Source organism: Chimaeribacter sp. YP20170169, from assembly GCF_056739715.1.
In genome coordinates, this window is the sequence record NZ_CP176824.1 from 966,329 (window position 1) to 986,394 (window position 20,066).

General features: G+C 63.5%; 17 protein-coding genes and 1 pseudogene. 10 read left to right on the top strand and 8 right to left on the bottom strand.

Annotated features, from left to right (window positions below):
- Positions 1-306 precede the first annotated feature (306 nt).
- Genes ACK3SD_RS04425 through pstB form a run of 3 tightly spaced genes read left to right on the top strand, consistent with a single transcriptional unit; the run spans position 307 to position 4,932 of the window.
- Positions 307-2,439: an ABC transporter permease subunit gene (locus ACK3SD_RS04425; RefSeq protein WP_481126898.1), complete on the top strand. Its 2,133-nt coding sequence runs from the start codon at positions 307-309 to the stop codon at positions 2,437-2,439.
- On the top strand, positions 2,436-4,103 hold the full coding sequence (gene pstA, locus ACK3SD_RS04430; protein ID WP_137762441.1) for a phosphate ABC transporter permease PstA: 1,668 nt from the start codon (positions 2,436-2,438) through the stop codon (positions 4,101-4,103). Before ACK3SD_RS04425 ends, pstA begins: the two co-directional genes overlap by 4 nt.
- Positions 4,104-4,122: 19 nt before the next feature.
- Positions 4,123-4,932: a phosphate ABC transporter ATP-binding protein PstB gene (gene pstB, locus ACK3SD_RS04435; protein ID WP_481126899.1), complete on the top strand. Its 810-nt coding sequence runs from the start codon at positions 4,123-4,125 to the stop codon at positions 4,930-4,932.
- A gap of 419 nt (positions 4,933-5,351) precedes the next feature.
- On the opposite strand, the gene ACK3SD_RS04440 is transcribed toward pstB, so the two are convergent.
- Together ACK3SD_RS04440 and ACK3SD_RS04445 are read right to left on the bottom strand one after the other, a co-directional pair.
- Positions 5,352-6,341: a LacI family DNA-binding transcriptional regulator gene (locus tag ACK3SD_RS04440; protein WP_481126900.1), complete on the bottom strand. Its 990-nt coding sequence runs from the start codon at positions 6,339-6,341 to the stop codon at positions 5,352-5,354.
- Positions 6,342-6,404: 63 nt separating this feature from the next.
- Positions 6,405-7,994: an FGGY-family carbohydrate kinase gene (locus ACK3SD_RS04445; RefSeq protein ID WP_481126901.1), complete on the bottom strand. Its 1,590-nt coding sequence runs from the start codon at positions 7,992-7,994 to the stop codon at positions 6,405-6,407.
- A gap of 415 nt (positions 7,995-8,409) precedes the next feature.
- Here ACK3SD_RS04445 and fucI point away from each other — a divergent pair.
- Positions 8,410-8,868 (top strand): annotated as a pseudogene (gene fucI, locus ACK3SD_RS04450) (L-fucose isomerase); the annotation flags it as partial.
- 4 nt (positions 8,869-8,872) lie between these two features.
- Here fucI and purN read toward each other — a convergent pair.
- Together purN and purM are read right to left on the bottom strand one after the other, a co-directional pair.
- Positions 8,873-9,511, bottom strand: a complete 639-nt coding sequence (gene purN / locus ACK3SD_RS04455) for a phosphoribosylglycinamide formyltransferase (protein ID WP_481126902.1) — start codon at positions 9,509-9,511, stop codon at positions 8,873-8,875.
- Positions 9,511-10,548 (bottom strand): phosphoribosylformylglycinamidine cyclo-ligase, encoded by a 1,038-nt coding sequence (gene purM / locus ACK3SD_RS04460; protein WP_137762449.1) that lies wholly within the window; start codon positions 10,546-10,548, stop codon positions 9,511-9,513. The genes purN and purM overlap by 1 nt, the downstream gene beginning before the upstream one ends.
- Before the next feature lie 231 nt (positions 10,549-10,779).
- Between purM and upp the strand changes: the two genes are divergently transcribed.
- The 3 genes from upp (at position 10,780) to hda (ending at position 13,593) form a co-directional block, all read left to right on the top strand.
- On the top strand, positions 10,780-11,406 hold the full coding sequence (gene upp / locus ACK3SD_RS04465; protein WP_137762450.1) for a uracil phosphoribosyltransferase: 627 nt from the start codon (positions 10,780-10,782) through the stop codon (positions 11,404-11,406).
- Between the two features lie 82 nt (positions 11,407-11,488).
- Positions 11,489-12,787 carry a uracil permease gene (gene uraA, locus ACK3SD_RS04470; protein ID WP_137762451.1) on the top strand — a complete coding sequence of 433 codons (1,299 nt, stop codon included), beginning with the start codon at positions 11,489-11,491 and terminating at the stop codon, positions 12,785-12,787.
- A 98-nt stretch (positions 12,788-12,885) separates the two neighbouring features.
- A complete protein-coding gene (hda, locus tag ACK3SD_RS04475; RefSeq protein ID WP_481127492.1) occupies positions 12,886-13,593 on the top strand; it encodes a DnaA inactivator Hda in 708 nt (235 codons plus the stop codon).
- A gap of 12 nt (positions 13,594-13,605) precedes the next feature.
- Here the strand turns inward: hda and arsC are convergent, their stop codons facing one another.
- Both arsC and bepA read right to left on the bottom strand, forming a co-directional pair.
- Positions 13,606-13,956 carry an arsenate reductase (glutaredoxin) gene (arsC, locus tag ACK3SD_RS04480; protein ID WP_481126903.1) on the bottom strand — a complete coding sequence of 117 codons (351 nt, stop codon included), beginning with the start codon at positions 13,954-13,956 and terminating at the stop codon, positions 13,606-13,608.
- 51 nt (positions 13,957-14,007) lie between these two features.
- Positions 14,008-15,474 carry a beta-barrel assembly-enhancing protease gene (bepA, locus tag ACK3SD_RS04485; RefSeq protein WP_481126904.1) on the bottom strand — a complete coding sequence of 489 codons (1,467 nt, stop codon included), beginning with the start codon at positions 15,472-15,474 and terminating at the stop codon, positions 14,008-14,010.
- Between the two features lie 238 nt (positions 15,475-15,712).
- Between bepA and ACK3SD_RS04490 the strand changes: the two genes are divergently transcribed.
- Positions 15,713-16,777 carry an AI-2E family transporter gene (locus ACK3SD_RS04490; RefSeq protein ID WP_481126905.1) on the top strand — a complete coding sequence of 355 codons (1,065 nt, stop codon included), beginning with the start codon at positions 15,713-15,715 and terminating at the stop codon, positions 16,775-16,777.
- Between the two features lie 50 nt (positions 16,778-16,827).
- Here the strand turns inward: ACK3SD_RS04490 and bcp are convergent, their stop codons facing one another.
- Complete coding sequence (gene bcp / locus ACK3SD_RS04495) at positions 16,828-17,298, bottom strand: thioredoxin-dependent thiol peroxidase (RefSeq protein ID WP_481126906.1); 471 nt, start codon at positions 17,296-17,298, stop codon at positions 16,828-16,830.
- Between the two features lie 2 nt (positions 17,299-17,300).
- Entirely contained in the window at positions 17,301-17,870 is a 570-nt protein-coding gene (locus ACK3SD_RS04500; protein ID WP_481126907.1) for a glycine cleavage system transcriptional repressor, read from the bottom strand.
- A 146-nt stretch (positions 17,871-18,016) separates the two neighbouring features.
- On the opposite strand from ACK3SD_RS04500, the gene dapA reads away from it, so the two are divergent.
- Positions 18,017-18,898 (top strand): 4-hydroxy-tetrahydrodipicolinate synthase, encoded by an 882-nt coding sequence (gene dapA, locus ACK3SD_RS04505; protein WP_137762458.1) that lies wholly within the window; start codon positions 18,017-18,019, stop codon positions 18,896-18,898.
- Positions 18,899-18,914: 16 nt separating this feature from the next.
- Positions 18,915-19,964 (top strand): outer membrane protein assembly factor BamC, encoded by a 1,050-nt coding sequence (gene bamC / locus ACK3SD_RS04510; RefSeq protein WP_481126908.1) that lies wholly within the window; start codon positions 18,915-18,917, stop codon positions 19,962-19,964.
- Positions 19,965-20,066: the final 102 nt, after the last annotated feature.

The window sequence follows — 20,066 nt, forward strand, 5'->3', positions numbered from 1 at the left end:
CACTCCATTCATTGAGCCTGACATTTCCCTGGGGGCCGGAACGGGGATGCCTGAACGGCATACGATGTTTTAGGGGGAATCAGGTTGAATCACGGTCTCCAGGCCAGGGCGGCCGGTCGCTTAGCACCGTGTCTCCAGGCCCATTATGGCGAGAGAAATGCGCGAAAGTCCAATAAAGATCGAGAGTTAACATTGTCATGCAATGTTCATAAAACTGTCTTAAGATGCGCGGTCAATCGCGGCTTTTGCATGATGAAATGGGGGCCGCAACCCACAGGGATTTTTACTTTTTATGCAGGACGGGCAGTGCATATACGTGACCTACCTCTCTCTTCAGACCGCCGCCGCGCCCGCACCGATCGACTGGTGCGCTATGCCGTGACCGGATGCGGCATGCTGGTGCTGCTGGCCCTGATGCTGATCTTCATCTACCTGCTCTACAGCGTCTGGCCGCTGTTCCGCACGGTGTGCGTCAACCAGCCAGTGACGCTGCGTGTTGACACCTCCACGCCGTCGCTGGCCATCGGCACGCTGCCGGATCGGCGCTGGGGCTACCGCCTCGACAGCGCCGGGCAGGGCACCTTTATCCGGCTGACCCCCTCCGAGGAGGCGCCGCTCACCACGTCGCTCGCCGCTGCGCCGCTGGCCTCGCTGGCGCGCAACGCCGGTGCGCAGCCGATGTATGCCCTTGGCGGCCAGGATGGCCGCGTGACGCTGGTGACACCGCTGATGCCGCTGCCGCACCACGGCCCGAGCTGGTCATTCCCGCTTGGCCGCACGCCGCAGGTGGTTGACCCGGCGGGCCAGCCGCTGGTGAAACTGGCACTGGCGGCGGGCGAGGGGCAGGCCACCCGGCTGGCGGCGGTGACTGCCGATCGCCGCCTGTGGGTGCGCGACCTGCCCAGCGGGCGCGAAGAGACGCTGCCGCTGGCGGCGCTGCCTGACACCCTCGCCCTGACCCCCGATGGCCGGCTGCTGTTTGTGCAGAGCGGCCCGCTGATGCAGATCTACGCCCTGGACCGCGCCACCCTGCGCCTGCGCCAGACGGTGGTGCTGGCCGAGCGCGACCCGGTGAGCGTGACGCTGCTCAGCGGCGGCAATTCGCTGCTGGTCAACGCGGGCGGCCAGCTCTCCCAGTGGTTTGACGTCGCTGGCCCGAACGGCCCGGTGCTGCAGAAGATCCGTGACTTCCAGCCGCAGGGCGTGGTGCGCGTGGCGGCCGAAACCTCGCGCCGGGTGTTCGTGGCGCTGGATGCCCACGGGCAGATGACGCTCAACTCCACGGTACAGACGCGGCCGCAGCTGCACCATGCGCTACCGGCGGCGACCGAGCGGCTGGCCTTCGCGCCGCTCGGCGACGGGCTGCTGGTGGAGCAGCCGGGCGGCTGGCTCTCGCTGCATGTCACCAACCCCTATCCGGACGTCGGCCTGCGCACCCTGTGGCAGAAGGTGTGGTATGAGGGCTACCCGGAGCCAGCCTACGTCTGGCAGACCACCTCGGCGGCGGAGGGCTACCAGCCCAAATTCAGCCTGGTGCCGGTGATTATCGGCACCCTGAAGGCGGCGCTTTGCGCCATGCTGTTCGCCGCGCCGCTGGCGTTGGGCGGCGCGGCCTACACCGCGTGGTTCATGACCCCGCGCCTGCGGCGGCTGGTGAAACCGGCGCTGGAGGTGATGGGCGCCCTGCCGACGGTGGTGATTGGCCTGATTGCTGGCGTCTGGCTGGCCCCGCTGCTGCAACATGTGCTGCTCGGCATTCTGCTGCTGCCGTGGCTGCTGGCGGCGGTGGCGCTGCTGGGCAGTGTGCTGGCGGTGCGCCAGCGTTGGCGTAGCGCCGGGCAGGAGGTGTTCTGCCTGCTGCCGCTGCTGGCGCTGGTGACCTGGCTGGTGTGCCACGGCAGTCCGTGGTTCGAGCAAATGCTGTTTGGTATGCCGTTCGCCCAGTGGCTGGGGGAGGAGTACCAGCCGCGCAACACGCTGGTGGCGGGCATCGCGATGGGCTTTGCGCTGGTGCCAGTGATCTTTACGCTGGCGGAGGATGCGCTGTTCAGCGTGCCGCCGCTGCTTGGGCAAGGCTCGCTGGCGCTGGGGGCGACCCCGTGGCAGACGCTGCGCCGGGTGATTGTGCCAGCCGCCGCCGCCGGCATCTTCTCCGCGTTGATGATTGGCTTTGGCCGGGCAGTGGGGGAGACGATGATTGTGCTGATGGCGACCGGCAACACGCCGGTGATGGATGGCAGCCTGTTGCAGGGGCTGCGCGCGCTCTCCGCCAACATCGCGATTGAACTGCCGGAGGCGGTAGCCGACAGCGGCCACTATCGGGTGCTGATGCTGACCGCGCTGGTGCTGTTCCTGTTTACCTTTGTGCTGAACACCGTGGCGGAGCTGATCCGCCAGCGGCTGCGGGCGCGCTATAGCCAGAACCAGGAGGGCGCATGAGACGTTGGTGGCGCTCAGGCTCGCCCTGGATCTGGCTCACCGCGGCGGCGGTAGCGGCCAGCGTGCTGGCACTGGCTGGCATCATCCTGCTGCTGGCAGGGCAGGGGGCGCGCAGCTTCTGGCCAGCCGACGTCTGGCAGTTCACCCTACGTGCGCCGCTGGCGGGCCAGAACCAGCTGCTTGGCGAGCTGTACGCCCGGCCGTCGGTGCCGCGCCAGCAGCTGATTGACGCCGGTGTCACGCTGCCAGCGGATGCCCCGCCCACGCTGCGGCGGTTGCTGGTCAAGACCGGCAACCGCGACCTGTCAGCGGCCTCGCCAGCGGCGCGCGAGTTTGTGCTGCTGGATGAGGCGGATGTCACGGCGCGCCGTGCGCCGCCAGAGGTGCTGGTGCTCGACCGCGAGGAGAGCGGGCTGGCCTACGGCACGCTGGCGGGCATGTTGGAAAATGGCCAGCCGCTGGTGGCGCGCAATCTGGCGGAGGAGTTGCTGCGCCGGGTGCCGGAGAACCGTGCGCTGGCCGCCCGCGCCTACCGCCTGCAACACCACGATCTGGCACGGGTCAACCACCGCTTTGAGGCGCTGCGGCTGGAGGAGCGGCGGCTGGCGCTGCATGACCAGCTGGATGCGCGCGCGGTGTCGCGCCTGCGCGCTGAGCGCATTGAGCTGGAGTACAGCTTCAGCCGCTTGACCGCCCAACTCGACAGCATCAATCAGGAGCGGCGGCGCGACGCGCTGCTATTGCGTGACGCCGCTGGTCAGTTGCATACCCTGCCGCTGAACGAGGTGCACAACGCCTGGTATCCGAACGCCATGAGCCTGCCGCAGAAGCTGCTGCACACCGCGCGTGCCATCTGGGCCTTCTTGAGCGAGGATCCGCGCGCCTCCAACACCGCGGGCGGCGTCTTCCCGGCGCTGTTTGGCACGGTGCTGATGGTGGTGCTGATGTCGATCATCGTGATGCCGCTCGGCGTGGTGGCCGCCATCTACCTGCATGAGTACGCTGGCCGCCACTGGCTCACCCGGCTGCTGCGGGTGGCGGTGGTCAATTTGGCCGGTGTGCCGTCGATTGTCTATGGGGTGTTTGGCCTCGGCTTTCTGGTGTATGGCGTCGGTGGCTCCCTCGACCGGTTGTTCTTCCCGCAGGCGCTGCCCGACCCGACCTTCGGCACGCCGGGGGTGCTGTGGGCGGCGCTGACGCTGGCGCTGCTCACCCTGCCGGTGGTGATTGTCGCCACCGAAGAGGGGCTGTCACGCATCCCGGTGGCGCTGCGGCAAGGCTCGCTGGCGCTGGGGGCGAGTCAGGCGCAGACGCTCTGGCGCATCGTGCTGCCGATGGCGGTGCCCGCGATGCTGACTGGCATGATCCTGGCGATCGCCCGCGCCGCTGGCGAAACCGCGCCGCTGATGCTGGTGGGGGTAGTGAAGTCGGTGCCAGCGCTGCCGGTGGATGGTATCTTCCCCTACCTGCATCTGGATCGTAAGTTTATGCACCTTGGCTTCCAGATCTATGACATGGCGCTGCAAAGCCCGAACGTGGAGGCAGCGCAACCGCTGGTTTACGCCACCGCGCTGCTGCTGGTGCTGATTGTGGTGGGGCTGAATTTGGTGGCGATGGGGCTGCGCCACTCACTGCGAGAGAAATTCCGCACGCTGGGCCTGTAGGCCCGGCGGCGAGAGAGAGATGAGATCGTTGTTGCCGGACACGCCGTTGCCGGATATTTCCCAGCTCAGCGACGCCGACACCGCGCTGGAGGTGCAGAAGCTGAACCTGTGGTACGGCGAGAAGCAGGCGCTGTATAACATTTCGCTGCGCATCCCGCGCAACCGGGTGACGGCGCTGATTGGCCCCTCCGGCTGCGGCAAGTCCACGCTGCTGCGCTGCTTCAACCGGATGAATGACCTGCTCGATCCCTGCCGCATTGAGGGGGATATCCGCCTGAATGGCGCGTTGGTCAACGATGGCGAGCTTGACGTCAGCGCGCTGCGGCGGCGGGTGGGGATGGTGTTCCAGCGGCCCAATCCCTTCCCCAAATCGATCTATGAGAACGTGGTCTACGGGCTGCGGGTGCAGGGCGTGCGCGACCGGCGGCTGCTCGATCAGGCGGCGGAAGCGGCGTTGCGCTCGGCGGCGCTGTGGCACGAGGTGAAGGATCGGCTGAAGGAGAACGCCCTGCGGCTCTCCAGCGGCCAGCAGCAGCGGCTGGTGATCGCCCGCGCCATCGCCATTGAGCCGGAGGTGCTGCTGTTGGATGAGCCGACCTCGGCGCTTGATCCCATCTCCACCCTGACGATTGAGGAGCTGATTGGCGCGCTGAAGCAGCGCTTTACCGTGGTGCTGGTGACGCACAACATGCAGCAGGCGGCGCGCGTCTCGGACTACACCGCCTTCATCCACCAAGGGGTGCTGGTGGAGTATGGCGACACCGACACACTCTTCACCTCACCACGCCAGCGGCGCACCGAAGATTACATCACCGGCCGCTTTGGCTGACCGCACGAAATCATCCGCGCCAGTGATGCAAAAAAATTCATGCAACACTGGCGCAGATTTCTTTCTTTCCCCAGAGAATCATTGGCTTAACGCCGCCACCACGACCCCTGTTACACTCCCCGCCAAATCACCCTGTCAGCGAAGCACGTGCTCATTAACTTGCTATCACGAGTTAGCAAAGGGCGGTGGGTGTCAGGTTGTCGAGGCACCGGTGTGGTCGCCCTTACCGGATCCATTATCAGGTGAGGAGAGCAGGAGGCCAGCGGAGCGCGCAGGTCTTTTACACACGCTAAGCCAAATCAGGGACGCCCACAGCGGGCGACTCTCCAGTGGGGATCAGAGTGGCCGGAATCAGGATTACTGGATGATCCCGGCCGGTGAAACGGTGCGGTTGGCCGACATCCACGGCAGCGGCTGACTCAACGCCGCCGGATAACCGGCTTCATCTCCACCCGTACCCTCTCTCTGGCCGGGGAACCGGCCAGAGCGCGCTGCATCAGTCCAAACGCCTTCTCCGCCCAGGCATCTTCATCCTGCTGCATCGACCAGACGGGGTTGGCGAGGAAACTGAGCATCGGGTGCTCGTCAAAGGTGCCGATATGGATGGCGGGTGGCACCCCGCCCGCCTCTTCACGCAGCGCGCTGATTGCCCCCTCCAGCACTGGCAGTGACGAGGCAATGAACGCCTGCGGCACCCCGTGTTGGGCAATGAGCTGGCGCATCAGCGCATACCCGCCCGGCGGCGTGTTCTCCTCGCCGGCCAGCAGCCACTCTTCGCTGAGGTCGCGCGCGGCCAGCGCCTGCCGGTAGCCGGCGATGCGGTCAGCGATGCTGGGCAGCGCGGCGTCACCGGCCAGAAACCACAGCGGCGCGTCGTGGGCGGTGAGCATCGCCTGCGCCAGATGCAACCCGCTGGCGGCGTTGTCACTCTCCACCAGCGCGTTGTCGCTGTAGCCAAAGTCACGATCCAGCAACACCAGCGGCTTTTTCATCTGCCGCAGGTGGTGCTGTTGGTTCTCAAGGGTGGAGGGCACCACGAACAGACCGTCGATGTTGCGGGCAATCGACGCCTTGACCAGCCGGTTCTCGTAGTCCACGTCATGGTAGGTACAGCTGATCACCAGCTGGTAGCCGGAGCGGCGGCAGCGCAGCTCCAGCTTCTCCGCCAGCGTGGCAAAAAACACGTTGGAGAGGTTGGGCACAATCAGCCCCAGCGTATCGGTTTTGTTCAGCTTCAGGCTGCGCGCCGAATGGTTGAGCGTGTAGCCGTAGCGCTCCACATGCTCCTGGATGCGCGCCTGTGTCTTCGCGCTGATGCGGTAACGCTCCGCTTTGCCCCCCAGCACCAGCCGCACGGTGGTGACGGAGAGTTTCAGCTCCTGCGCAATCTGTTCCACGGTTTTCGCCATCTCAAGCGCCCCAATCCTTTTCGCCAATCAAAACCAGCAGATTAAAGCAAATGGCGCGTGAACTCATGCTTCTTGCTGCATCAGTGCCTCCAGCGCCTGCTGTTGCTCCCACATCGCCAGATAGACGCGGTATTTGCGCTGGTGGAAGGGCAGGGTAGTGGGGCGATGGCGGATCACCGTGCCGGGCCGCACCAGCGCGCGTGCCGCCGTGGCGATGTCCGGCCAAGCACCGGCCGCCACTGCGCCGCAGATGGCCGCGCCCAACGCCACCGCCTCCTCCTCGGCAATCAGGTGCAGGTCGCGCTGGGTAGCGTCGGCGTACTCGCGCAGCCACAGTGGGTTGTGGCGTGCGCCGCCGCACAACGCGATGCGCTGCGGCCGGTGCCCCTGCGCCTCCAGCGCCTCAATGATGTGGCGGGTGCCGTAGGCGATGGCCTGCAGCGTGGCGAGGTAGAGCCGCGCCAGCGCCTGCTCGCCACGCTCCAGCGTCAGGCCGCAGACGCTGCCGCGCGCATCCGGCCGCGATCGGGGCGAGCGGTTGCCGTGGTGGTCTGCCAGCACATGCAGCTGCGCGGTGGGGCAGGGCTGCGCCTGCTCGAGTTGGGCGACCCACTGATTGGCAATCTCCACCGGATGGCAACCCTGCTGTTTGGCCTGTGCGAACAGCCCGGCGGAGGCGTGGTGCTCGCTGAGCGTCCACTCTACCAGCGCACCGGCCGCGCTCTGGCCGCCCTCCGCCAGCCAGTACTCCGGCAGCATCGCGCCCCAGTATGGCCCCCAGACGCCGGGGGTGTGGATCTCGTGGCGGCTGGCGAGCATCAAACAGTTGGAGGTGCCGCTGATTAGCGCCAGCGTCCCCTCCGGCTCGGCCCCGGCCAGCGCCACGCCGCCCGCGTGGGCGTCAATCATGCCGGTGGCAACCGTGGTGCGGGTGGTCAGCCCCAGCGCCTCGGCCGCCTGCGGGCTGAGGGTGCCAGCCGCCGTCGCCACCCCGGCAACGCGCGCGGGCAGCTTGTCACGCAGATCCGCCAGATCTGCCGCCGCCAGCAGCGAGTCGCTGAAACGCCCCTCGTGCGCGAGGTAGTTCCACTTGCAGGTCAGGGTGCAGAGGCTCGCCACCTCCACACCGGTGGCCCGCCACACCAGAAAGTCCGCCAGATCCCAAAAGCGGTGCGTGCGCTGCCAGGCCGTGGGGTGCTGCTGCTTCAGCCACAACAGCTTCGGCAGCGCCATCTCCACGCTCACCTCGCCGCCGACGTAGCGCAGCGCCGGATCCTGACTGGCATTGATCTGCTGGGCCTGCTTCAGGGCGCGGTGATCCATCCACATGATGATGTCATGGCTCGGCTCGCCCCCCGGTGAGACCGCCACCCCGTGCCCATCGGCATCCAGCGCCACCAGCGAGCAGGTGGCGTCAAAGCCGATGGCGCGGATCGCGTCCACGGGCACGCCAGATGCCGACACCGCCTCGCGCACTGCGGCGCACAGCGCCTGCCAGATCTCCGTGGAGGATTGCTCCACCCGTTCACCGCTGGCGTGGAACTGGGAGATGGGCCGACTGGCGCAGCCCAGCCTCTCGCCAGTGTCATTGAACAGCGCGGCGCGCACGCTGGCAGACCCGACGTCCACCCCCAGAAAATAGTTATCACTCATCACGGCTCCTTGTTTTGTCACCGAGCACACCCGCCAGTGGGCCACAATGCGCCTGATAGCGGCTAACTCGAGTTAGCTGGTAGTGTTGACGCTATTTTACCCACCGCATTTCGCCAAGCGCTTTGATGCCAGAGTGTGATCGTCTGCACAATTTCGGCTTAATATAATGATAATTATGCCTTTTACCTATTGTGGCCTAAAGGGCGGACAGGATTGGGCGTGAAAAGGCTCACAGAATGCGTGGAAAAGCATTGAGCAATCAGCGGAGGGATCTTAATGCTAACTCGAGTTAGCAAAGGCTTTTGTCGGCTTTCGATCTGGAGGGCGGCGCTCGCCAAGGAGAAACGATGAACAGAACAGCCCTGCCGCGGGTCGGCATCCATCCGGTGATCGATGGACGCCGCCGCGGCGTGACTACGTCCCCGGCGGCGGGTTCTCGTCGCAGTTCGTGACCTGTGGCGGCGTGCCCTTCACCCTGACGCGCATCAACCTGATCCACGGGGTGGGGCCGGTAATGCAGATTGCCGAGGAGTGGAGCGTGGATCTGCCGCCAGCGGTGCATGACAGGCTCGACCAGCGCACCGATCCGACCTGGCCGACCACCTGGTTTGTCGCGCGTTTGACCGGCACCGGGCCGTTTCGGGATCTTCAGTCAGTGATGGAGAAGTGGGGGGCAAACCACGGCGTCTTGACGGCCGGGCATGTGGGGGCGGATTTCATTACGCTGGCGTCGATGCTGCGCATTTCGGTCTGTATGCACAATGTGCCGGACGGGCAGATCTACCGCCCGTCCGTGTGGTCAGCCCTCGGCATGGATCGCGAGGGGCAGGATTACCGTGCCTGCCGCACGTTCGGCCCGCTCTACCGGCGCTGAGCGGTTACTCCGCCGCATGGCCGACGGCGGGCAGGCGCTCGCCATCCAGCCAGGCGGCGTCATCGCGCATCACCAGCCGCCCGGTGACGAACCACTCGGCCACCAGCGGGTAGATCTGGTGCTCCTGCACCTGCACGCGCGCCTGGAGATCCTCCTCGCTGTCGCCGTCAAACACCGGCACCTTGGCCTGGAGGATCACCGGGCCGCCATCCAACTCTTCAGTGACGAAGTGCACCGACGCGCCGTGATCGGCATCGCCGTTCGCCAGCGCCTGACGGTGGGTGTGCAGGCCGGGGTATTTCGGCAGCAGAGAGGGGTGGATGTTCAGCATCCGCCCGGCGTAGTGGCGGACAAAGCCCGCGCTCAGGATGCGCATGTAGCCCGCCAGCACCACCAGATCGGGCGCGTAGGCGTCAATGTTGTCAGCCAGCGCGGCGTCGAACGCCTCGCGGCCAGCAAAATCGCGCGCATCCAGCGCATGGGCCGGAATGCCCGCGTCACGCGCGCGCTCCAGCCCATAGGCATCAGCGCGGTTGCTGAATACGGCGGCGACGGTGGCGTGGAGACGTCCCTGTTTGCAGGCCTCCATCATGGCCTGCAAATTGCTGCCATTGCCGGAGACCAGCACCACAATCCGCTTCATCAGCCAATCACCACCTGCTCAGCCGCGTCAGAGGCCTGAATGCGGCCAATCTTCCACGCCTGTTCGCCGGAGGCGTTCAGCAGTTCCACCGCCTGATCCGCCAGCTCGGCGGGCAGGGCGATCACCATGCCCACGCCACAGTTGAAGGTGCGGTACATTTCGTGGCGGCTCACGTTGCCCGCCTGTTGCAGCCAGCTAAACACCGCTGGCCACTGCCAGCTCGCCTCGTCAATCACCGCCTGGGTATTGGCTGGCAGCACGCGCGGGATGTTCTCCCAGAAGCCGCCGCCGGTCAGGTGGGCGATGGCGTGCACCTCCAGCTGCTCAATCAGGCTCAGCACCGATTTGACATAGATCTTGGTCGGGGCCAGCAGGTGATCGGCCAGCGATTTGCCGTCCAGCTGCTCGGTGGCGGCGTCGGTGTTGCTCACTTCGAGGATCTTGCGCACCAGCGAGTAGCCGTTGGAGTGCGGGCCGCTGGCGGCCAGCGCGATCAGCGCGTCGCCATCCTGCACCTTGCTGCCGTCGATGATCTCGGACTTCTCCACCACGCCAACGCAGAACCCGGCCACGTCATAATCTTCGCCGTGGTACATGCCCGGCATCTCGGCGGTCTCGCCGCCCACCAGCGCGCAGCCGGCCTGTTTGCACCCTTCGGCGATGCCGGTGATCACGCTGGCCGCAGTATCCACGTCCAGTTTGCCGGTCGCATAGTAGTCGAGGAAGAACAGCGGTTCCGCCCCTTGCACCACCAGGTCATTGACGCACATGGCCACCAAATCGATGCCGATGGTGTCATGGCGTTTCAGATCCATTGCCAGACGCAGCTTGGTGCCGACGCCGTCGGTCCCGGATACCAGTACCGGTTCACGATATTTTTGCGGCAGCGCGCACAGGGCACCGAAACCGCCCAACCCACCCATCACTTCCGGGCGGCGGGTCTGTTTCACTACACCTTTAATGCGGTCTACCAATGCGTTACCTGCATCGATATCCACACCTGCGTCTTTATAGCTGAGAGAGGTTTTGTCGGTCACTGCTGAATCCCCACGGCGGTTTGCAATTGGTGGTTAAAATGGAGCGGCGCAATTCTAACAGCCCAGGCAAACGTTTGCGAGTAGCTTATGAAGGGGAAATCGCTTTTGCCTTCTATACTACTTATCAAAATCTGTTGATCTCGATCAGGAGATTAGCGCTGGCGCGGCCAAAAAAAGGCGTTATAATCTCGCGATTTTTTTGGCCGCCAACCATCGTAGGGGAGAATAATTATGAAGATCGTTGAGGTAAAACACCCGCTGGTCAAACATAAGCTGGGCTTAATGCGCGAGAACGACATCAGCACCAAGCGTTTTCGTGAGCTGGCTTCTGAAGTGGGGAGTTTACTGACCTATGAAGCGACCGCCGATCTGGAGACCGAGAAGGTCACCATCAATGGCTGGTGCGGGCCGGTTGAAGTTGACCAGATTAAAGGCAAGAAGATTACCGTTGTCCCGATCCTGCGTGCCGGTCTGGGCATGATGGAGGGCGTGCTGGAGCACGTGCCGAGCGCGCGCATCAGCGTGGTTGGCGTCTACCGCGACGAAGAGACCCTGGAGCCGGTGCCGTACTTCCAGAAGCTGGTTTCCAACATCGAAGAGCGCATGGCGCTGGTGGTAGACCCGATGCTGGCGACCGGTGGCTCGATGATCGCCACCATCGACCTGCTGAAGAAAGCCGGCTGCACCAGCATCAAGGTGCTGGTGCTGGTGGCCGCGCCGGAAGGGATTGCCGCGCTGGAGAAAGCGCACCCGGACGTGGAACTGTTCACCGCCTCCATCGACCAGCGTCTGAATGAGAAAGGCTACATTGTCCCGGGCCTGGGCGATGCGGGCGACAAAATATTTGGTACTAAGTAACGCTATTAAGCCGACTGAGAAGTCGGCTTTTTTTTGATTTTTTTACCACACTGTCAATAAGACCTTCCTGGAGAGAGAAACCATGACCCGTCGCGCCATCGGGGTGAGTGAGCGTCCACCACTACTGCAAACGATTCCGTTGAGTTTCCAGCACCTGTTTGCCATGTTCGGCGCCACAGTGCTGGTGCCGATCCTGTTCAAGATCAACCCGGCCACCGTGCTGCTGTTCAACGGCATCGGTACGCTGCTCTACCTGTTTGTCTGCAAGGGCAAGATCCCGGCCTACCTCGGCTCCAGCTTCGCCTTCATCTCGCCAGTGCTGCTGCTGTTGCCGCTCGGCTATGAGACGGCGCTCGGCGGCTTCATCCTCTGCGGCGCGCTGTTCTGCGTGGTGGCGCTGATTGTGAAGAAGGCCGGCATTGGCTGGATCAACGTGATGTTCCCGCCGGCGGCGATGGGCGCGATTGTCGCGGTCATTGGCCTGGAGCTGGCAGGCGTGGCGGCTGGCATGGCCGGGCTGCTGCCAGCAGACGGCGCGGCGGTGGACGGCAAAACCGTCACCATCTCGCTGGTGACGCTGGCGGTGACGGTGCTGGGTTCGGTGCTGTTCCGCGGCTTCCTCGCCATCATCCCGATCCTGATCGGTGTGCTGGTGGGCTACGCGCTCGCCTTCTTTATGGGCGTGGTGGATGTCACCCCGATCGGGCAGGCGCACTGGTTCGCGCTGCCGACCTTCTACACCCCGCGCTTTGAGTGGGTGGCGATGCTGACCATCCTGCCCGCCGCGCTGGTGGTGATCGCGGAGCACGTCGGCCACCTGGTGGTGACCGCCAACATCGTGCAGAAAGACCTGCTGCGCGAGCCGGGGCTGCACCGCTCCATGTTCGCCAACGGCCTCTCCACCATGATCTCCGGCTTCTTTGGCTCGACGCCAAACACCACCTACGGCGAGAACATCGGCGTGATGGCGATCACCAAGGTCTACAGCACCTGGGTGATTGGCGGCGCGGCGATTCTGGCGATTTTGCTCTCCTGTGTCGGTAAGCTGGCGGCGGCAATCCAGGCGGTGCCGGTGCCGGTGATGGGCGGGGTGTCGCTGCTGCTCTACGGCGTGATTGGTGCCTCCGGCATCCGCGTGCTGATTGAGTCCAAGGTGGACTATAACCGCGCGCAGAACCTGATTCTGACCTCGGTGATCCTGATCATCGGCGTCAGTGGCGCGAAGGTGCACATCGGCGCGGCCGAACTGAAGGGCATGGCGCTGGCGACCATCGTCGGCATCTTCCTCAGCCTGCTGTTCCGCGTGATTGAGCTGTTTCGTGGCGAGGAGCAGGTGCTGGCGCCGCAAGACGCCGACAAACCGGCGGAGCCGCGCCACTAGGCCCGCCGCCGCCCCGGCCACATTGTGCGGCCGCCGGTTCTACTGGCGGCCGTTTGTGTGGTAGACTCGCCGGGTTTTACTGCCAGTTTTTGGTTGAGGTGCTTCTGAACACACCGGCACAGCTTTCATTGCCACTCTATCTTCCGGATGATGAGACATTCGCCAGTTTTTATCCGGGGGAGAACCCCTCCCTGCTCGCTGCCATCCACAATGCACTGAATCAGGAACATGGGACCTACATCTACTTCTGGTCCCGCGTCGGCGGCGGCCGCAGCCACCTGCTGCACGCGGCCTGTGCCGAGCTATCCCTGCGTGGTGAAGCCGTCGGCTATGTGCCGCTCGACAAGCGCGCCTATTTTGTCCCGGAAGTGCTGGATGGCATGGAGCAGCTGGCGCTGGTCTGCATCGACAATATCGAGTGCATCGCCGGTGATGAGGCGTGGGAGATGGCGATTTTTAACCTCTACAACCGCATTCTGGAGAGTGGCCGCACCCGGCTGTTCATCAGCGGTGACCGCCCGCCGCGCCAGCTCAGCCTGCAACTGCCTGATCTGGCTTCGCGCCTCGATTGGGGGCAGATCTACAAGCTGTTGCCGCTGTCGGATGAGGAGAAGTTGCAGGCATTGCAGTTGCGCGCCAAGTTGCGCGCTTTTGAACTGCCGGAAGACGTGGGCCGCTTCCTGCTGAAGCGGCTCGATCGCGAGATGCGCACCCTGTTCATGACGCTCGACCAGCTTGACCGTGCCTCCATCACTGCCCAGCGCAAGCTCACCATTCCCTTCGTCAAAGAGATCCTTAACCTGTAGCCGGGCGCGGCGTCACAGGATCTCCAGTACCCGCTCCGGCGGCCGGCCAATGCGCGCCTTGCCGTTTGCCACCACAATCGGGCGCTCAATCAGCCGCGGGTGATCGGCCATCGCCTGAATCAACGCCTCCTCGCTGCTCTCCTCCGCCAGCTTCAGCTCCTGATAGATCTCCTCGCCCTGACGCATCATGTCGCGCGCCGAGGAGAGGCCCAGTTGGTGCACCAGTGTTTGCAGTGTGTCAAAGGAGGGCGGGGTCTCCAGATAGAAGATGATGTCAGGCTTGACGCCCTGCTGCTCCAACAGGGCCAGTGCCTCGCGGCTCTTGCTGCAATTCGGGTTATGGTAGATCGAGACGGTTTGCATAATAGGCTTCCTGAAAAGTGGGTAAACCGGCACGCCGGGCGTGCCGTAAGGTCAGCTACGTTGGTATTGGCTAAAGCGTTTTTGCATCTGCCGGAACTGGTCAATGCGCGCGTCGTAGCGCGCCTGATCCAGGCTGCCGAGCCGTGACTGGGCGCTGGCATTGCTCAGCAGCTCAATCGCCTGATCAATCTTGCCATTCAACGCCAATCCTTCCGCGCGGGCGGAGAGCTCCTGCGCGCGCAGGTTCTGCTTCGCGGCGGCCTGCGCCATCAGCTCCCAGCCATTCGGATCGTCCGGGTGACTGTAAGTATAGCGGTTGAGAATGCGCAGCGCGTCGGACGGCCGGCCGCCCTCCAGCTCCGCATTAGCCAGGTTGAGTTGCAGCACCGGGTTTTTGTTGGCGGCGTTGGCCTTCTCCAGCCGGGCAATGGCCTGCGGCGCGCGGTTCTGGCCGAGATCGACGTCGGTAAAGAGATCGAGATACCAGACGTTACCGGGGTCTTGCGCCAGCAGTGACTCCAGCAGGCGCGCGGCGTCGGCATATTTTTTCGCCTGATAAAACAGGATAGCGCGGCCATAGCGCGCCGCCGTCTGCTCGCGCACGTTGCCGCGCTCCAGCGGCCCCAGCACATCCTCACTCAGCCGGCCCTCGTCACTGCCATACATGCCCAGCACGCGCATCTTCGCCAGCAGGAAGTCCAGCGAGGATCGCACCACCACGCGCGGCATCTGGTTGGCGCGGTTGCGGGTGTCCGCCAGCCGGCTGTCCGGCAGCGGGTGGGTCAGCAGCATCTCCGGCGGGGCGGAGGAGGTGCGCGACTGGTCTGCCAGCTTCTGCAAGAAGGCCGGCATCGCTTCCGGGTCAAAGCCCGCGCGCTGCAACACCTGAATGCCGATGCGATCCGCCTCCTGCTCATTGGCCTGCGTGAAGCTGATCATCCCCTGCTGCGCGCCAGCCAGCGTGCCGGTCAGCGCCGCCATGCCAGCCTGCGGACTGGCCATCGCCAGCAGGATGGAGCCGAGCGCGCCGACCCAAGTCAGCGGGGCGTTACGCTGCTGGTCTTCCATCGCCCGCGCCAGGTGGCGCTGGGTGACGTGGGAGATTTCGTGCGCCAGCACCGAGGCCAGTTCGCTCTCATTGTCGGTGTAGTTGAACAGCCCGGAGTGCAGCACCACGTTGCCGCCAAAGAAGGCGAAGGCGTTGATCTCCTGGTTGTTGACCAGAAAAAAGTGGAACGGCGTCTTGACCGAATAGGCCTGCGCCACCAGCCGGTTGCCCAGCTGGTTGATATACTGAATCAGAACCGGATCGTTGATCAGCGGGGTGCTGGCGCGCAGTTGGCGCACGTAGAAGTCCCCCATCTGCATCTCCTGGCCGATGCTGAGGGTGCCGCCAGCGGTGGTGCCGATGTCCGGCAGTTGGTCAGTGGTGAAATCCGCCGCGGCGGGCAGGGCGGCCGAGAGTGACAGGGTGCCGACCAGCAATGCGATAACAGAGTGTCGAAATGATAAAGCCATGACGCTATCCCTTGTAATATCCTGATGTTAGCGGAGAGGGTGCCTGTGGCGTCTCTCTGGCAGTCGATGACGCAAAATGGCAAAGCGTGCCGGTGCTCCTTGGGGTGTCACCCAGCCCTCCATAGACTCCTGACGGGGTAACAGATTCCTGTGCGGCGTCATTTTTCTATCTTAGCCAGCCTGCGGGGGTAATGGAACGCCCACCGGCGGGCAGGGGTTGTTTTCTCTGGAGTCATGCATGTTTGAGTTGTTATTGCAGTGGTATCGCCGCCGTTTCACCGATCCGCAGGCCATCGCCTTGCTGGTGATTTTGCTAGTGGGCTTCTGCATCCTCTATTTTTTCAACGACATCCTGGCGCCGCTGCTGGTGGCGATTGTGCTCGCCTACCTGCTGGAGTGGCCCACCGCCCGGCTGGAGCGCCTCGGCTGCTCGCGCGGGTGGGCGGCGGGCATCGTGCTGACGCTGTTTGCTGGCGTGGTGCTGCTCGGGCTGCTGGTGGTCGCGCCGCTCACCTGGCAGCAGGGCGTCAAACTGGTGACCGACCTGCCAGCGATGGTCAACCACTTCTATAGCTACGCCCAGAGCCTGCCACGGCGCTACCCGGCGCTGGTGGACGCCGGCATCCTCGACATGATGGCGCAGGATGTGCGCACCCGGCTGACGGTGCTCGGCGGGTCAGTGGTCAGCTTCTCGCTGGCGTCACTGGTCGGGCTGTTGACGCTCTCCATCTACCTGGTGCTGGTGCCGCTGATGCTCTTTTTCCTGCTGAAGGATAAGGCGCAGATGCTGGGGGCGGTGCGGCGGGTGCTGCCGCGCAACCGTGGGCTGGCCGGGCAGGTGTGGCAGGAGATGAACCAGCAGATCACCAACTATATCCGTGGCAAGGTGCTGGAGATGGTGGTGGTTGGCGTTGCCACCTATTTGGTGTTTCTGGTGCTCGGGCTGCAATACTCGCTGTTGCTGGCGGTGCTGGTGGGCTTTTCGGTGCTGATCCCCTATATCGGCGCGGTGATCGCCACCCTGCCGGTGGTGGGCGTGGCGCTGTTCCAGTGGGGATTGGGGGCGGACTTCTGGACGCTGATGATTGCCTATCTGGTGGTTCAGGGGCTGGATGGCAACCTGCTGGTGCCGCTACTCTTCTCCGGCGCGGTGAACCTGCACCCGCTGGTGATTATCCTGTCAGTAATTGTGTTTGGCGGGCTATGGGGCTTTTGGGGGGTATTCTTTGCCATCCCGCTGGCAACGCTGGTGAAGGCGGTGGTGCATGCCTGGCCAGAGACGCCGCCGGCTCCGGAGGCGTAGTGCCGCCAATAAAAAAAGCGCCGGGCGCGCTTTTTTTATGGCAGCGGCAATCAGGCGCTGGACTTCAGGTAATCCATCACGATGTCGTGGTGGTTACTGGTCTTGAACTCGTCGAACACCTTCTCCACCTTACCTGCGGCGTCAATCAGGAAGCTGATGCGGTGGATGCCGTCATAGGTCTTGCCCATGAAGCTCTTCTCGCCCCAGACGCCAAATTGCTGCGCCACCTGGTGGTCTTCGTCGGAGAGCAGCGTGAAGTTCAGCAGCTCCTTCTCGGCAAAGCGCGACAGCTTCTCTGGCTTGTCGGTGCTGATGCCAAGCACGTCCACGCCAGCTTTTTTCAGGTCGTCCATGTTGTCACGCAGGCCGCAGGCCTGCACGGTGCAACCGGGCGTCATTGCTTTCGGATAGAAATAGACCAGGACTTTGTGTCCCTGGAAGTCGGACAGATTGACCAATTCGCCGTCCTGATCGGGCAAGCTAAATTGCGGCGCTGTATCACCGGCTTTCAGTGGGCTCATCACTACTCTCCATCTTTCTCATCATGAGGGGGATAGTTCACGACGCTAATAGTGCCTTGCGCATTCAATTCTGTACATAGCTGGTAAAAAGCCTGTTCAATAATTGATGAATCGGTGTTGGCAGGGCTGTGCGCGGTGATCTGGATCGATAGCTGCGGCGGCCGCTCGCCCTCGGCGGGCTGGGTCTTGGAGGCCAGTTCAGCAATGTTCATCTGATGTGAGTCAAAGAGATCGGTAAAGCGTTCAATAATGTGCGGTGAGTCCTTCACCTCCACCTTCACCCAGACCGTCGAGGGCATCGCCGGGCGGCCATGGGAGTGGGTGCGTTTCATCACGATCAAAAGCTCCAGCTCCGCGCCCTTCAGCGGCAGGGTCGACTCAATCAGGGCGATGGCGTTCCAGCTGCCGGAGAGCAGCATGATAAAGGTAAACTCCTCACCCAGCATGGCAAGCCGGCTGTCTTCAATATTACAGCCACAGCTGCTGACGTGGCGGGTAATGGTGTTGACGATACCGGGGCGATCGGCGCCCAGCGCGGTTATCACCAGATAGTGTTGATGTGACTGCGGCAAAATCACTCTTCCTGTCCTGCTTCGTGGGGTTAACATGGTAAACATAAAAAAAACCGCCTGCCAAGCGCTTACAACCAGGTTGTTTGCTTGCTTTTGGTCGAGGGTCAAACGTACCATGAGTCACCTGTTTGTGGAGGGGATGGCCAATGTTTACCGGAAGTATTGTTGCACTGGTTACGCCGATGGACGACAAAGGTGCTGTCGATCGCGCGAGCCTTAAAAAACTGATTGATTATCATGTCGCCAGCGGTACTTCGGCGATTGTGTCCGTGGGCACCACGGGCGAATCCGCCACCCTGAGTCACGATGAGCACGGTGATGTGGTGATGCAAACCCTGGAGCTGGCCGATGGCCGCATCCCGGTGATCGCCGGCACCGGCGCCAACGCCACGGCCGAAGCCATCTCGCTGACCCGGCGCTTCGAGCAGAGCGGCGTGGTTGGCTGCCTGACCGTCACCCCCTATTACAACAAGCCGACGCAGGAGGGGCTGTTCCAGCACTTCCGCGCAATCGCGGAAAACACCGCGCTGCCGCAGATCCTGTACAACGTCCCCTCCCGCACCGGCTGCGATATGCTGCCTGCGACAGTGGCGCGGCTGGCCAAATTGAAGAATATTGTCGCAATCAAAGAGGCGACAGGGAACTTAAGCCGCGTTAGCCAGATCCAAGAGCTGGTAAATGATGATGCCTTTGTGTTGCTGAGCGGTGATGACGCCAGCGGCCTGGACTTCATGCAACTGGGTGGCAAGGGCGTGATTTCGGTCACGGCCAACGTGGCGGCCCGCGAGATGGCGCAACTCTGCGCATTCGCGCTGGAGGGCGACTTCGTGCAAGCCCGCCGTCTTAATCAGCGCTTGATGCCGTTGCATCAGGATTTATTTGTTGAAGCTAACCCCATTCCGGTGAAGTGGGCCTGTAAGGCGTTGGGGCTGATGGCAAACGACACCCTGCGCCTGCCGATGACGCCGTTGAGCGACGCGGCCCGCCCGGTGGTGGAGCAGGCGCTGAAACGTGCCGGTTTGCTGTAATTCTTAGGGAGATTTAATGGTTCATTCATTGCATAAGTCGCGTGTCGCGAAGGTTGTGGGCGTGTCCCTCGTTTTGCTGCTTGCGGCCTGTTCCAGCGACCAGCGTTACAAGCGTCAGGTCAGCGGCGACGAGGCTTATCTTGATGCCCCGGCGCTGAAAGAGCTGCAAGCGCCCGCTGGCATGATCCTGCCGTTGCAGGATGGTTCCTATGACGTGCCAGCCGTGACCCTCAAAGGCAGCGTCGGCAAGCAGCTGGATGTGCGCCCGCCGGTGCAGCCGCTGCCGTTGCTGAACGGCTCGCGTTCCCAGATGAGCGGTGACAGTGGCACCATCCTGCTGGAGAACAGCCCGCAGAACCAGAACCTGTGGTCGGATGTGGTGCGCGTGGTGCAGCAGAACAATTACGGCATCGCCAGCCGCGACGACGGCAGCAAGACGCTGACCACCGACTGGGTGCAGTGGAACCGCGCGGATGAGGACTACCAGTACAAGGGCCGCTACCAGATCACCGTCGCGCCGCAGGGCTACCAGCTGGCACTGAGCGTGCGGACGCTGGAGCTGCAACAGCAGGACAAGGCCATCACCTCCCCGTCTGACATCCAGCGCTACAATGGCGAGATGCTCAACGTGCTGGTGGGCGGCATCGACAAGATCAACGCCGAGCTGGCGAGCAGCCGCGCTGGCCGCGACACCAGCAGCTTCAACGTCACCAGTGGCAGTGATGACACCGGACTGCCGGTGCTGATTATCCGTGCACCGTACGCCCAGGTGTGGGATCGCCTGCCGCGCACGCTGGCGCGTGTCGGCATGAATGTCAAAGACAGCAGCCGCCCGCAGGGTACGCTCTCGGTCACCTACAAAGCCAGCGACAGCGACTGGGATGCACTGGGTGCCAAGGAGCCGGTCGAGGTGAAGGACGGCGACTACAAAGTGCAGCTGGGTGACCTCGACAACCGCAGCAGCCTGCAGTTCATTGATTCGAAAGGGCACCCGCTGACGCAGTCGCAAAACGACGCGCTGGTGGCAGTGTTCCAGGCAGCCTTTAACCAGGTGCCGGCGAAATAACCAAAGGGGCTTCGGCCCCTTTTTTATTGGTGCCGCGGTGGGTCGGCACCCGCAGATTTTTGTTGCCGCAACGGCGACGCAAACGTTACCCTCTCTCTTGAA

Excerpts from the sequence above, each read along its gene's own strand:
- bcp (WP_481126906.1), bottom strand. The coding sequence starts at position 17,298 with ATGAGCCCACTGAAAGCCGGTGATACAGCGCCGCAATTTAGCTTGCCC.
- upp (WP_137762450.1), top strand. The coding sequence starts at position 10,780 with ATGAAGATCGTTGAGGTAAAACACCCGCTGGTCAAACATAAGCTGGGC.
- ACK3SD_RS04490 (WP_481126905.1), top strand. The coding sequence starts at position 15,713 with ATGTTTGAGTTGTTATTGCAGTGGTATCGCCGCCGTTTCACCGATCCG.
- arsC (WP_481126903.1), bottom strand. The coding sequence starts at position 13,956 with ATGCAAACCGTCTCGATCTACCATAACCCGAATTGCAGCAAGAGCCGC.
- bamC (WP_481126908.1), top strand. The coding sequence starts at position 18,915 with ATGGTTCATTCATTGCATAAGTCGCGTGTCGCGAAGGTTGTGGGCGTG.
- purN (WP_481126902.1), bottom strand. The coding sequence starts at position 9,511 with ATGAAGCGGATTGTGGTGCTGGTCTCCGGCAATGGCAGCAATTTGCAG.
- pstB (WP_481126899.1), top strand. The coding sequence starts at position 4,123 with ATGAGATCGTTGTTGCCGGACACGCCGTTGCCGGATATTTCCCAGCTC.
- dapA (WP_137762458.1), top strand. The coding sequence starts at position 18,017 with ATGTTTACCGGAAGTATTGTTGCACTGGTTACGCCGATGGACGACAAA.
- uraA (WP_137762451.1), top strand. The coding sequence starts at position 11,489 with ATGACCCGTCGCGCCATCGGGGTGAGTGAGCGTCCACCACTACTGCAA.
- pstA (WP_137762441.1), top strand. The coding sequence starts at position 2,436 with ATGAGACGTTGGTGGCGCTCAGGCTCGCCCTGGATCTGGCTCACCGCG.
- ACK3SD_RS04440 (WP_481126900.1), bottom strand. The coding sequence starts at position 6,341 with ATGGCGAAAACCGTGGAACAGATTGCGCAGGAGCTGAAACTCTCCGTC.
- ACK3SD_RS04445 (WP_481126901.1), bottom strand. The coding sequence starts at position 7,994 with ATGAGTGATAACTATTTTCTGGGGGTGGACGTCGGGTCTGCCAGCGTG.
- bepA (WP_481126904.1), bottom strand. The coding sequence starts at position 15,474 with ATGGCTTTATCATTTCGACACTCTGTTATCGCATTGCTGGTCGGCACC.